Here is a 12,926-nt window from a genome sequence, read left to right as displayed (position 1 = left end):
CCATACATGAACCGCCAGCTGCTGCTTGACGTTCTTCCTGCGCCTGCGCCTACGCTGAACAACTACATTGCCGGTCCCAACGGCCAGGCGCTGGCGGCCGCGCACGCCCTGACGGCCGGGCGGGCCATCTACCTGTGGGGGCCGGCCGGCTGCGGCCGTACGCACCTGCTGCGCGGCCTGAGCGCCCGGCCCGAGGCCATCTACATCGACGCCGCGCGCGCGGCGCAGTCGCTGCGCGAGCTGGCCGAGGCCGACTCCACCGCGCCCATGCCGCGGCTGGTGGCCGTCGACGACGTGCACCGCATGGACGACGCGCGGCAGGCCGGCCTGTTCGCCCTGTACAATCGCTGGCGCGAATCGGCCGCCACCGGCCGGGCCTTCGCGCTGGCCGTCTCCGGCGACCGCGCCCCGATGTCGCTGCCGCTGCGCGAAGACCTGCGCACCCGGCTGGGCTGGGACCTGGTCTTCCGGCTCGACCCCCTGTCCGACGCGGACAAACTGGCCGCGCTGACCGCCCAGGCCGCCGAGCGCGGCCTGCAGCTGGCGCCCGAGGTCATCAACTGGATGCTCACCCACCACGAACGCGACATCCGGAAGCTGGCTGCCTTGCTGGACGCGCTGGACCGCTATTCGCTGGCCACCGGCCGGCCCATTACCATTCCCCTGCTTCGCGCCATGCTGGCAGACCCTCACTCGCAAGCGACATGACGACCCGACGCCTAGCCCTGTTCGACCTCGACCACACCCTGTTGCCGTTGGACAGCGACTACCAATGGGCCGACTTCCTGGCCCGCACCGGCCGCGCCGGCGATCCCGCCGAGGCGCGCCGGCGCAACGACGACCTGATGGAGCGCTACAACCGCGGCGAACTGACCGCCGAGCAGGCCGCCGAGTTCATGCTGGGCCTGCTGGCGGCGCACTCGCCGGTGGAGCTGGCCGCCTGGCACGAGGAATTCATGCGCGATGTGATCCGCCCCAGCCTCACGGCCCAGGCGGTGGACGTGGTGCGCGGACACCTGGCGGCCGGCGACCTGTGCGCGCTGGTGACCGCCACCAACAGTTTTGTCACCGCCCCGATCGCGCGCGCCTTCGGCGTGCAGCACCTGATCGCCACCGACCCGGAATACCGCGACGGCCGGTACACTGGTCGCATCGAAGGCACGCCCAGCTTCCGCGAAGGCAAGGTGGTGCGGGTCAACCAGTGGCTGGCCGGCATGGGCCTGGCGCTGGGCGATTTCGCCGAGTCGTACTTCTACAGCGATTCGGTCAACGATGTTCCCTTGCTGGAAGCGGTAACACGGCCTATCGCCGCCAATCCCAGCCCGGGCCTGCGCGAAATCGCCCAGGCGCGCGGATGGCAGGTGATCGACCTGTTCGACCACCTCGAAGATGCGAAGTCCTAAATGATTACCGAAACCATAAGAAAATTTGTCGGCCGGCTGTTCGCGCCGGCCCTGCGCGGCCCACAGCGCATCGGCGCGGAACGCCATGGCATCGATCGCCGCAATGTCTCGCGCCACGCCATCAAAGTCTGCGACGTCCTGCGCCAGCATGGCTACGAAGCCTATATCGTCGGCGGCGCGGTGCGCGACCTGATCGTGGGCCTGGAGCCCAAGGATTTCGACGTGGCCACCAATGCCACGCCCGAGCAGATCCGGCCGCTGTTTCGCCGCGCCCGCATCATCGGCCGGCGCTTCCAGCTGGTGCACGTGGTGTTCGGCCAGGAAATCATCGAAACCTCGACCTTCCGCGCGCCGGCCTCGGACGACCAGGAAACCGACGAGCACGGCCGCATCCTGCGCGACAACGTATTCGGCAGCCAGGAAGAAGACGCGGCGCGCCGCGACTTCACCATGAACGCGCTGTACTACGACCCGCACACCGAGGAAGTCATCGACTACCACCAGGGCGTGCAGGACCTGAAAAAGCGCCAGGTGCGCATCATCGGCGATCCGGTCAAGCGCTATCGCGAAGACCCCGTGCGCATGCTGCGGGCGGTGCGCTTCGCCGCCAAGCTGAACGGCAGCATCGATACCGCCACGCGGCAGCCGATCCGCACCATGGCCAGCCTGATCGAGAACGTGCCGGCCTCCCGCCTGTTCGACGAAATGCTCAAGCTGCTGACCTGCGGCCACGCCATGGACTGCCTGCGGCAGTTGCGCAACGACGGCCTGCACCACGGCCTGCTGCCCTTGCTCGACGTCGTGCTCGAGCAGCCCGGCGGCGAGAATTTCGTCGAACTGGCGCTGGAGCGCACCGATGCGCGCGTGCGCGCCGGCAAGACCATCAGCCCCAGCTTCCTGTTCGCGGCGCTGCTGTGGCAACTGGTCGACGTGCGCTGGAAACAGCTGCGGGCCCAGGGCGAGCACAACATCCCCGCGCTGGTGCAGGCCGCCGACTCGGTGCTGGACGAACAGACCGAGAAACTGGCCATCCAGCGCCGCTTCTCGTCCGATATGCGCGAGATCTGGTTCATGCAGCCGCGCTTCGAGCGCCGCGCCGGCAAGACCATCTACCGCATGCTGGAGCAGCCGCGCTTTCGCGCCGCCTGCGACTTCCTGCAGCTGCGCGCCGCCGCCGGCGAGTTCGACAGCGTGCTGGCCCAGTGGTGGATGGACCTGGCCAATGGCGACGATGCCACGCGCGCCGAAATGATCGAGGAAACCGCCCACCTGCCGCGCGAAGCGGGCGACGCGCCGGCGCAAAAGCGCCGCCGTCCGCGCCGCCGCCCGTCCAACCGCCCGCGCGAACCGCAATGAACGGCAGCCCGGCTTCCGCCCTGGCATACGTCGGCCTGGGAGCCAACCTGGGCGACGCGGCCGCCACGCTGCGCAGCGTGCTGGCCGAACTGGCCGCCGCGCCAGGCATCCTCGCCTGCAAGGCTTCGCGCCTGTACCGGACGGCGCCCGTCGACGCCCAGGGCCCCGACTTCGTCAACGCGGTCGCCGCGCTCGACACCACGCTGGCGCCGCTGGACCTGCTGGACCTGTTGCAGGCGCTGGAACAGCGCCATGGCCGCGAGCGGCCCTACCGCAATGCGCCGCGCACCCTGGACCTGGACCTGCTGCTGTATGGCGAACAGGCCATCGACCATCCCCGCCTGAGCGTGCCGCATCCGCGCATGCATGAACGCGCCTTCGTGCTGGCGCCGCTGTGCGAACTGGCCCCCGCCCTGCGCCTGGCGCAAGGCGACTGCGCGGCGCTGCTGGCCGCGCTGGAAGACCAGGCCATCGAGCCGCTGCGCTGAGGGCAGCGGCTCCCCTGGTCAGGGCTGCAGATTGCCTTCCTTGACCACCTTGCCCCACTTGGCGATCTCGTCCTGCAGGAAGGCCGCCGCGTGCGCCGGGCTGTCCGCCACCAGATCGATACCGTCGCGCTCGAGCATCTGGCGCATGGCCGGCGTGTTCAGCGCGCGCGCCGACGCTTCGTTCAGCTTCTGGATCACCGCCGGCGGCGTGCCCTGCGGCGCGGCCAGCACGAACCAGTTGCGGGCCTCGAAGCCCGGCAGGGTCTCGGCCACGGTCGGCACGTCGGGCAGGATGGCCATGCGCTTGGACCCCGTGGTCGCCAGCACGCGCAGCTTGCCCGCGCGCACGTGGACCAGGGACGAAGCCGGGTTGTCGATCATCAGGTCCACTTCACCGCTGATCAGGTCCATGAACGCCGCGCCCGCCCCCTTGTAGGGAATCGTCATGAACGTCACCCCGCCCTGCCCGGCGAGCATGGCGGTGGCCAGCGCCTGGATGCCGGTGCTGGCGCTCAGGGCGAAATTGATGCGGTCCGACTGCCTGGCCTGCGCCAGCACGTCCGGCAGCGACGCCGCCTTGAACCTGTTGCTGGCCACCAGCACCTGGGGCGCCGCCGCCATGATCATGACCGGAGAGAAATCCTTGACCGGGTCGTACGGCACCTGCGGATAGAACGCCGGCGTCGTGGCGAAGGCGGCCGAACTCAGCAGCAGCGTGTAGCCGTCGGCCGCGGCCCGCGCGACGTCGGTGGCGCCGATCTGCCCGGTGTTGCTGGGCTTGTTCTCGACCACGATGCTCTGGCCCAGGATATCTCCAAGCTCCTTGGCGAAGGGACGCGCCAGCGCATCGACGCCGCCGCCCGCGGCAAACGGCACCACGATGCGCACCGCCTTGTCGGGGTAGCCGGCATGCGCCGCGCCGCTTCCCACCGTCATCGCCGCGGCCAGCAGCGTTCCCCAGATTCTCTTCTTCACGTATGTCTCCTATGTTGCACGTGCATTCAGGCGGCCGGCTGTTCCGCCGCCAGTCGCATGACGGCGGCGGCATCGCCCGCCTCATCCAATGTCCAGACCGCCTCGATCAGCCGGTCCGCATCCACGCGCGCGCCGCCATGGCGGCACAGTTCGCGCAGTTTTTCCTCGATCTCGCCGTCTTGCAGCGGCCGCTCCCGCGACCCGCGCGCGGCCTGCACCTCGCGCTCGAGCAGCGTGCCGTCCTGGAACGCGATGCGCACCTTCACGGCGTCGACCGACATGCTGGCGTCGTCGCGAAAGCCCAGCCGCAGGCCCAACGCCCGCAGCCCGGCGTCGGCGACCGCCTCGTCCGAAAACTCGGGCAGCCCGGCGCCGCCGCGCACCAGCGCCACGGCCACGGCATGCTGGGCGCTGACTTGCGACTGCCGGCCGGTGGCGACGCCCGGCCGGTCGGTGCGCTGTTTCAACAGCGGGTGCCCGGTCAGTTCGATGCGCTCGATGGCGGCCCAGCCGCCGCCGGCGATGCGGGGATCGGCCGCCAGCGCCAGGCAGGCGTCGATCACCGGATTGAGCACCACGCCGCAGGGATACGGCTTGTACGTGTTGTTCAGCACCTCCCAGCGTTCGCCCAGGCCGGCGCTGACCGCAGCGATATCGGGCGCGTCGGCGGCCACGCGCAGATAGCCGCGCACGCCCTCCAGCGGTTGCGGCGGTCCGTCGAAACCCTCCGCCGCCAGCAGGGCCGACAGCAGCCCGTTGCGCGCCGCATTGCCCACGCTGATGCTCTTGGCCGCGGTGCCCAGCGTTTCCACCAGCCCGCCTGCCTGCACCGCCGCGCAACCCAGTGCCGCCACCATGGCGTCGCCCGGCAGTCCCAGGCAGCGCGCGGCGCCCAGCGCGGCGCCGAATACGCCGCAGGTCGACGTGATATGCCAGCCACGCGCATAGTGCCCCGGCGACATGGCATTGCCGATGCGGCAGGTCGCCTCGACGCCGAGCACGAACGCATGCAGCAGCTGCGCGCCGCTCAGCGGCCGGGTTTCGGCCAGCGCGAACAGGGCCGGCGCCACCGGCGCCGTGGGATGGATGATGGTGGGGTGATGCGTGTCGTCGAAATCGTAGACATTGGCCGCCATGGCATTGAGCGCGGCCGCGTTGAGCATGTCCAGGCGCCGCGCGCGGCCCACCAGCGACGCCCGCGCGTCCGAGGCGAACCGGGCATAGGTGCGCGTGGCGGTGTCCAGGACGGGATCGCGCGCGGCCGCCAGCGCCACGGCGAAGTAATTCAACAGGCTGCGCCGGCCTTCGTGGCGCACCGCCTGCGGCACATCCTCCCAGCGGCTGGTGGCCGCGAAGCGCGCCAGTTCCGCGCTGACCGCGGGCGTGCCGGCGAGCGGCGAGACAGCTTGATTCATGGTCATTTCACTTGTTGGGGAAGCCACATCACGATCTGCGGATAAATGTAGATCAGGCACAGGAAGAGCAGGATGATCAGCACGAAGGGCAAGGCGCCGCGGATGATATCCGTGAAACGCGCCTTCTCGTTCATGCTGCGCAACACGAACAGAACCATGCCCACGGGCGGCGTGATCAGCCCGAGCTCGATCATCAGCACCAGGAAGACGCCGAACCAGATGGGGTCCAGGCCCAGCGACATGGCGATGGGGTATGTCACCGGCAGGGTCATCAGCATCATCGCGATGGACTCGACGAACATGCCCAGCACCAGATAGGCCAGCACCATGGCGGCGACGATCAGCGCCGGCGACAGATCCGCGCCCTGGATCAGGTTGACCACCTCGCGCGGCAGCCGCAGATAATCGAACACCCAGCTGAAGATGCCCGCGCCCACGACGATCAGCAGCAACAGCGCCGTCACCTTGGCGGAGTCGTGCGCGATCTCGAACAACGCCCGCCAGCTCAACTGGCGACGCACCAGGCACAGCACGAAGGCGCTGACGGCGCCGATGGCGGCGGCCTCGGTCGGCGTGGCCACGCCCGTGTACATCGAACCGAGCACCGCGCCGATGATCGCCACGAAAGGCACCATGCCGCGCGACGCGCTCAGCTTCTCGCGCAGCGTGTAGGCGCGCGCCACCGGCGCCGAGCCCGGCACCGCCAGCGCCCAGACCAGCGCGCCCAGCATGAAGCAGGCCATCAGCAGCAGGCCCGGCAACATGCCGGCCAGAAAGAGATGGGTGACCGACGCGCCCACGGTCGTGCCATAGATGATCATCGGGATGCTGGGCGGGATGAGAATGCCGAGCGTCGCGCCAGCCGCCGCTACCCCGTAGGTCAGGCGCGGACTGTAGCCGCGTTCGATCATGTCCGGGCAGGCCACCTTGCCCAGCGTGGCGGCCGTGGCCAGGCTCGAGCCCGACACCGCCGCGAACACGGCCGAGGCGCCCGCCGACGCGTGCGCCAGGCCGCCGGGCGCGCGGCCGAACCAGCGCACCAGCGCGTCGAACATGCCCGCGGTAATGCCGCTGCGCAGCAACAGTCCGCCCATGAAGATGAACATGGGCACGGCCGTCAGCGTGAAGGTATTGGTGCTGCTCCAGGCGCGCTCGGCCAGCAGCGACAGCTGCGGACGCGACAACAGGAAATACACGCCGAACAGGCCCACCAGGCCCAACGCGACCCCGATGCGCACGCCGAGAAACAGCAGCAGCATCATGCTGGCTACCAGCAGGAAGGCGACCCAGCCCAGCGACTGTCCGCGCGCCAGGCCATACAGGACGGCGCAGCCGCCGACGACCAGCACGACGTGCGCCAGGGTGCGCACGCCGCTCCACGCCCATGCGCAGGCCAGCAGGGCCGCGACGATGAGGGCCATGCCCCAGTCGAAGCGGCCGCCGGCCGCCATCGGCACCGCATTGGCGCCCAGGGCCACCAGCGCGGCCGCCAGCAAGGCCAGCAGCGCCGGCGTCAGCCAGCGCCGCCAGGCCTGGGCAGGCGGGCTCAGGCGATAGATGTCCACCAGGATGGACATGCAGAAAACCACCATTCCCACCGACACCGCCAGCTCGGGCATCCACTGCGGCGTGGAAAGCAAGCCCCAGTCGCGCGTGTCGTTGAGGTACTCGCGCACGTTGAAACTGGCCATCTGCCAGCCCAGCACCACGCAGAACAGCAACGCCAGCCACTGGCACAGCAATTCCACCCGCAGGCGCACGGGCGCGGACAGGCGGTCGATCCAGAGTTCGACCTGGACATGCGAGTTGGAGGCCTGCGCCGCGGCCAGGCCGAAGAACACGGTGGCCACGAGCAGGTAGCCGGAGATCTCGGTCGCCCATGCCGTGGGCGCGTTGAAGAGGTAGCGCGAGAAGATCTCATAGCACATCGACAAGGCCATGAGCAGCAGCGCCACCGTCGCCAGCGCGCCGCAGGCGCGCGAGATCGCCGCCATCCAGCGGATCAGGCAGAAGTCCTGATCGATCGCCAGGGGGTAGGGGGAAGCGCCCGCAAGCTCCGCCGGCTCGATCGGCATGACAGGTGCCGGCATCTCGATACTGCTCATAGCTGTCTCCTCGACACACGCGGCGCGGCCGCGCGATGGTGTTTTCCCTGAGAGAGCCGGCAAGCTCCTCCCAGAATGATGTTATGACGGTATTATAGGCATATTGTATGATTGAATGCTTGGAATTTTAACAGCGCACCGCGCCGCAACACCAACCTAGGAGGAGCAACATGTCCCAACGTTTCCCGCTACCACGCGGATTCCAGGCCGCCCTGGCAGCGGCCGCCCTGTGCACGGCCAGCTGGAGCGGCGCCGCCGCCGCCCAGACCTATGACCTGACCATGGCCGTCATCACTTCGCCCGGCGACGGCTATTCCATCCTCACGGCCTCGGTGCCCGAACGGGTGGCCAAGGCCACGGACGGCAAGGTCAAGGTCACGGTCAGCGATTCGCTCGTGCCGCCGGCGCAAATCGCCACCGCCGTGCGCGAAGGCCGCGTGGACATGAGCGCCGCCCTGCACACCTACCTGGCGGCCGACGAGCCGCGCATGGGCATCTTCAACCTGCCCGGCCTGATCAACAACATCCAGGAATACAAGCAGGTGTGCGACGCCTTCTGGTGCGAGGACACCCGCAAGATCTGGAAGGACAAGTGGAACGCCATCGTCCTGGCCGAAGGCGCGTGGTGCACCCAGCAGCTCTTCTCCAAGGATCCGATCCACAAGGTCGAGGATTTCAAGGGCAAGCGGCTGCGCGTGCACAATCCGCAGACCGCCGAAGTCGTCAACGCGCTGGGCGGCAAGCCGGTCGCAATGCCCACCACGGAGATCTTCCCCGCGCTCGAGCGTGGCGTGATCGACGGCCTGTTCATCTCGACCTGCGTGGGCGGCTCGCTGGAATTCTGGCGCATCGCCAAGAACGTGCAGAACTGGAGCCTCGGCCCGATCAACGGCTGGGCCATCCTGGCCAACCCCGACAGCTGGCAGAAGCTGCCGGCCGACGTGCAGAAGCAGGTCCAGGGCGCGATGGATGCCCTGCAGCAGGAGGCCTTCGGCAATTACGACACCTTCGTCAGCAACGCCCAGCAGGAGATGATGAAGAAGGGCGTGACCTTCTGGGTAGCCCCCGAGGAGGAACGGGCTAAACTAATGCAGCAGCAATATATCGGTCCTTCCTACGAGGCGTGGAACAAGCGCGCCAAGCAGGTCGGGTTCGATGGCCCGGCCTATCTCGATCGCGTGCGCACGACGCTCGGCAAGAGCGCCTCGAACTGATCGCAGGCCGTCCAATGGTGTCCGGTGCGCTCGCACGCACCGGATGCCTTTCCCATTTTGCAATACGAACCGCATGACATCTCCCGCAGCGCCAGAAGGTGAATTCAAGGTCCAGCGTGTCGCTTCCGTACTGCGCCATAGCGTGACCGAGAGCATCCGCAACGCCATCCTGGTTGGCCGGTTCCGCCCGGGCGAACGCCTGCCCGAACGCGAACTCTGCGAAATGACCGGCGTCAGCCGCACCCTGGTGCGCGAAGCGCTGCGCCAGCTCGAATCCGAAGGCCTGATCGTCGTCATTCCGCACCGCGGCCCGGTGGTCGAGCGGCTGTCGCCCGAACAGGCGCGCGGCATCTACCAGGTGCGCGAGGAACTGGAAGGCCTGGCCTGCCAGCTGTTCGCCGAACACGCCACCGAACCCCAGCTCGCCGCCCTGCAGGAGGCCTTCCAGGCGCTCAAGCGCGCCCTCACGCGCGGCACGCCGCTGGAGCAGATCGCCGCCAAGAACGCGTTCTACCAGCAGCTGCTCGACGGGGCCGGCAACGAGGCGCTGACCACCACCCTGCGTCTGCTCAACTCGCGCGTCATGCTGCTGCGCTCGACGTCCATGCAGGCGCCGGGCCGCGCCAAGCACAGCGTGGCCGAGCTGTCGAACCTGCTGCAGGCCCTGGTGGCGCGCGACGGCAAGGCTGCCCGCAAGGCGGGCAGCCTGCACGTGCGCAATGCCGCCAGCGTGGCCATCGCCATCCTGCAGGACTCGCTGGCCGACGCTGCCGCGACGGCCGAGTAAGCCCCGCGCGGCGCGCTCAGCGTGCCGCCGCCCCGAACGGATCGGCCTCGACCGGCGTATCCACCTGGTAAGGCAACGCCTCGGGCAATCCCGACAGGCTGCGCATGACCGGGTAGATCGCGCTGTAATCCTGTCCGCCACGGCCCTGCGCGCGCGCCGCCGTATAGGACTGGAATGCCGCGCTGCCCATCGGTACGCAGGCCCGGCTGCGCGCCGCCAGTTCGAGCGCCAGGCCCAGGTCCTTGTGCGCCAGGTCGACCTGGAAACCCGCCGACAGGTCGCCGCGCAGCACCTTGTTCGGATAGGTGATGTTCATATGCCCCAGGCCGGCGATGGTCCCGCGCATGACCTCCAGGGCCAGCTCGACGCTCAAGCCGCTGGCCTCGGCCAGGGTCAGGGCCTCGGCCGTCAGGGCATTGAGCGAAATACCCATGAAGTTGTTGACCACCTTCACGCGCGAACCGCCGCCCACTTCGCCGCAATCGATGACCTGGTTGCCCATGCACAGCAGCGCATCGCGGGCGCGCGCCTTGTCCTGCGCGCTGCCGCTGGCGAGGATCAGCAGCGTGCCGCGCTGCGCCTCCATGGCGGAGCGGCCGACCGGCGAATCCAGCATGCGCATGCCGCGCTCGGCCAGGCGCTGCGCGATCAGGTCGGTTTCCTGGGGCAGGATGGTGGACATGTTGATGAACAGCGCTCCCGGGCCCATGCCCTGCAGGGCGCCGTCGGCGCCTTCGAGCGCCGCCTGGATATGCGTCGCGGTTGGCAGCATGGCGATGACCAGGGCGGCCCCGGCCGCCGCCTCGCGCGCGCTGGCGGCGCGCTGGCCGCCGGCCTGCGCCAGGGCGTCCAGCGCTTGCGGATTCAGGTCGTAGCCGGTGACGGCATGGCCGCCCTTGACCAGGTTGCAGGCCATGGGCAGGCCCATCGCGCCCAGGCCGAGAAATGCGATCTTGTGTTTCTGCATGATGTCTCCTTGTCGGCCAGCGCATCCAGGCACTGGCCTGTCCTCGCCAACGCGTCAGGCGAAGGCCCCTTCTTTCTCCATCGTCTCCACCACTTCGCGCACCGCCTTCATGGCGTCCAGCGCGGCGGGTACGCCACAGTAGATCGCCGCCTGCAGCACGACCTCGACGATTTCGTCCTTGGTCACCCCATTGTTGATCGCGCCGCGCAGGTGCAGGCGCAGCTCGTTGGGCCGGTTCAAAGCGATCAGCATGGCCAGGTTCAGGAAGCTGCGGGTCTTGCGCTCCAGGCCGGGACGCGTCCAGACTTCGCCCCAGCAATATTCGGTGACCAGCTTCTGCAGGGAAGCCGTGAGGTCATCGGCGCTATTGAGCGATTTATCCACATACGCGTCGCCGACCACCGCGCGGCGAACTGCCAGGCCTTTTTGGAACTGCTCGGTTTGAAACTCAGGCCGTAATGCCATGGTGTGTCTCCATTGAGTGAAAAGCGGCGCGTTGGAACATCCACTTGCTACCGCACGTCGTACTACTATAATACAATCCTATTGTATTTATAAGATCCCAAACGTCATCCAGCCTGGAGGAGACACCTTGAACTGTGCGCCTTTTGACGTGTACGCCATCCGCTACGCGCGCCATAGCGGCCGGATCGCGGCCGACAACTATCTGGGCAAGGTGGATTTCCACGATGCCGAATCCGATCTCGATTACTACGTGTGGGCGCTGCGCCGCGGCGACGAGGTCTATGTGGTGGACACCGGCTTCGCCGAAGACGCGGCGCGCCAGCGCGGCCGCGAGCTGCTGATGCGCCCGGCGCAGGGCCTGGCCCTCATCGGCATCGACGCGACACAGGTGCGCGACGTGATCCTCACCCACCTGCACTACGACCACGCGGGCACGCTGGGCGACTTCCCCGCCGCCACCTTCCATGTGCAGGACGCCGAGCCGGCCTACGCCACCGGGCGCTGCATGTGCCATGGGCCGTTGCGCCACCCCTACGACGTCGAGGACGTGGTCGGGTTCGTGCGCAAGGTCTATGCCGGCCGGGTCAGCTTTCACAACGGCCAGACCGAACTGGCGCCCGGGCTGTCGCTGCACCTGGTCGGCGGCCACACCGGCGGCCTGCAGATCGTGCGCGTCTGGACGCAGCGCGGCTGGGTCGTGCTGGCTTCCGATGCCAGCCATCTCTACGGCAATATCGGCCACGACGCGCCCTTCCCGGCGGTCTACCACGTGGGCGACATGCTGGAGGGCTACCGCACCGTCCGGCGGCTGGCGGACTCCGAGGCGCATATCGTGCCGGGCCATGATCCACAGGTGATGCAGCGCTACCCCGCGCCTTCGCCCGAGCTGCATGGCAAGGTGGTGCGGCTGGACGTCGCTCCCACGCCCGACGGGCTCGTGCCGGAGGCGGCATGAACCCGGCCCGCCCGCTACACGGGCGCTGCGCCCTGATCACCGGCGCCGAGGCCGGACTGGGGCTGGCCATCGCCGATACGCTGGCCCGTTCCGGCGCCGACATCGTGATGCACTGCCTGCAGGCCAACGAAAGCGCCCGCCAGGCGCAAGCCGCCCTGGCGCGCGAGCACGGCGTGCGGGTGCTGCTGCTGCAGGCCGACCTGCGGGACGTGGACCAGATCGAGGCCATGGCGGCCCAGGCGCTGGCCGAGCTGCCGCGCCTGGACATCCTGGTCAACAACGCCGTGGTGCGCCATTTCGAGCCGGCCCATGAACTGCCGCGCGCCCACTGGGACGAGTCGCTGGCCGTCAACCTGTCGGCGGCGTTCCACCTCGCCCGCCTGGCGCTGCCGGGCATGCTGGCGCAGGGCTGGGGCCGCATCATCAATCTGTCGTCGGTCTATGGCGCGGGAGCCGCGGCCAACCGGGTCGGCTACGTCACCACCAAGACCGCCCTGCTGGGACTGACCCGCGCGCTGGCCGTGGAAACCGCCGCCAGCGGCATCACCTGCAACGCCGTCGCGCCGGGAACCGCGCCCACGCCGGCCATCGTCGGCCGCATCGCCGAGATCGCGCGGCGCGACGGCGTCGCGCAGGAACAGGCCGAACGCGAATACCTGGCCGCGCGCCAACCCACCGGCCGCTTCGTCGCCATGGAAAACGTGGCGGCCCTGGTCGCCTTCCTGTGCAGCGATGCCGGACGCGACATCACGGGCGCCACCCTGCCCATCGACGGCGGCTGGACCGCGGCCTAGGC

The 12,926-nt window shown here is 68.8% G+C and carries 13 protein-coding genes; 8 read left to right on the top strand and 5 right to left on the bottom strand.

Annotated features, from left to right (window positions below; translation table 11 throughout):
- Positions 1-6: 6 nt before the first annotated feature.
- From hda to EL288_RS04645, 4 genes are read left to right on the top strand one after another with little or no spacing between them, the layout of a single operon-like run.
- Entirely contained in the window at positions 7-708 is a 702-nt protein-coding gene (gene hda / locus EL288_RS04660; RefSeq protein WP_003814341.1) for a DnaA regulatory inactivator Hda, read from the top strand.
- Positions 705-1,403 (top strand): HAD family hydrolase, encoded by a 699-nt coding sequence (locus EL288_RS04655; protein ID WP_003814344.1) that lies wholly within the window; start codon positions 705-707, stop codon positions 1,401-1,403. Before hda ends, EL288_RS04655 begins: the two co-directional genes overlap by 4 nt.
- Positions 1,404-2,759: a polynucleotide adenylyltransferase PcnB gene (gene pcnB, locus EL288_RS04650; RefSeq protein WP_003814346.1), complete on the top strand. Its 1,356-nt coding sequence runs from the start codon at positions 1,404-1,406 to the stop codon at positions 2,757-2,759.
- Positions 2,756-3,247 carry a 2-amino-4-hydroxy-6-hydroxymethyldihydropteridine diphosphokinase gene (locus EL288_RS04645; RefSeq protein WP_010927026.1) on the top strand — a complete coding sequence of 164 codons (492 nt, stop codon included), beginning with the start codon at positions 2,756-2,758 and terminating at the stop codon, positions 3,245-3,247. Before pcnB ends, EL288_RS04645 begins: the two co-directional genes overlap by 4 nt.
- Positions 3,248-3,265: 18 nt before the next feature.
- On the opposite strand, the gene EL288_RS04640 is transcribed toward EL288_RS04645, so the two are convergent.
- The 3 genes from EL288_RS04640 to EL288_RS04630 are packed head-to-tail and all read right to left on the bottom strand — an operon-like array spanning position 3,266 to position 7,742.
- Positions 3,266-4,222 (bottom strand): tripartite tricarboxylate transporter substrate binding protein, encoded by a 957-nt coding sequence (locus EL288_RS04640; protein ID WP_003814351.1) that lies wholly within the window; start codon positions 4,220-4,222, stop codon positions 3,266-3,268.
- A 26-nt stretch (positions 4,223-4,248) separates the two neighbouring features.
- On the bottom strand, positions 4,249-5,643 hold the full coding sequence (locus EL288_RS04635) for an MmgE/PrpD family protein (protein ID WP_126621897.1): 1,395 nt from the start codon (positions 5,641-5,643) through the stop codon (positions 4,249-4,251).
- Positions 5,640-7,742, bottom strand: a complete 2,103-nt coding sequence (locus tag EL288_RS04630; protein ID WP_003814355.1) for a TRAP transporter large permease — start codon at positions 7,740-7,742, stop codon at positions 5,640-5,642. The genes EL288_RS04635 and EL288_RS04630 overlap by 4 nt, the downstream gene beginning before the upstream one ends.
- Before the next feature lie 170 nt (positions 7,743-7,912).
- Between EL288_RS04630 and EL288_RS04625 the strand changes: the two genes are divergently transcribed.
- Complete coding sequence (locus tag EL288_RS04625) at positions 7,913-8,956, top strand: TRAP transporter substrate-binding protein (RefSeq protein ID WP_003814356.1); 1,044 nt, start codon at positions 7,913-7,915, stop codon at positions 8,954-8,956.
- A 43-nt stretch (positions 8,957-8,999) separates the two neighbouring features.
- The gene (locus EL288_RS04620; RefSeq protein WP_003814358.1) at positions 9,000-9,743 is read left to right on the top strand and encodes a GntR family transcriptional regulator; all 744 of its coding nucleotides are present in this window, start codon (positions 9,000-9,002) and stop codon (positions 9,741-9,743) included.
- A 16-nt stretch (positions 9,744-9,759) separates the two neighbouring features.
- Here the strand turns inward: EL288_RS04620 and yihU are convergent, their stop codons facing one another.
- The gene (gene yihU / locus EL288_RS04615; protein WP_033449807.1) at positions 9,760-10,710 is read right to left on the bottom strand and encodes a sulfolactaldehyde 3-reductase; all 951 of its coding nucleotides are present in this window, start codon (positions 10,708-10,710) and stop codon (positions 9,760-9,762) included.
- Between the two features lie 54 nt (positions 10,711-10,764).
- The gene (locus tag EL288_RS04610) at positions 10,765-11,175 is read right to left on the bottom strand and encodes a carboxymuconolactone decarboxylase family protein (protein WP_003814363.1); all 411 of its coding nucleotides are present in this window, start codon (positions 11,173-11,175) and stop codon (positions 10,765-10,767) included.
- Between the two features lie 127 nt (positions 11,176-11,302).
- Between EL288_RS04610 and EL288_RS04605 the strand changes: the two genes are divergently transcribed.
- Both EL288_RS04605 and EL288_RS04600 read left to right on the top strand, forming a co-directional pair.
- Positions 11,303-12,130 (top strand): N-acyl homoserine lactonase family protein, encoded by an 828-nt coding sequence (locus tag EL288_RS04605; protein ID WP_003814365.1) that lies wholly within the window; start codon positions 11,303-11,305, stop codon positions 12,128-12,130.
- Positions 12,127-12,924: an SDR family oxidoreductase gene (locus EL288_RS04600; protein ID WP_003814367.1), complete on the top strand. Its 798-nt coding sequence runs from the start codon at positions 12,127-12,129 to the stop codon at positions 12,922-12,924. The genes EL288_RS04605 and EL288_RS04600 overlap by 4 nt, the downstream gene beginning before the upstream one ends.
- Positions 12,925-12,926: the final 2 nt, after the last annotated feature.

The sequence above is a fragment of the Bordetella bronchiseptica genome (assembly GCF_900636925.1).
GTDB classification, from domain to species: domain Bacteria; phylum Pseudomonadota; class Gammaproteobacteria; order Burkholderiales; family Burkholderiaceae_B; genus Bordetella; species Bordetella pertussis.
The sequence above is the reverse complement of the archived record's forward strand: the minus strand, read 5'-3'. Positions and strand labels throughout refer to the sequence as shown.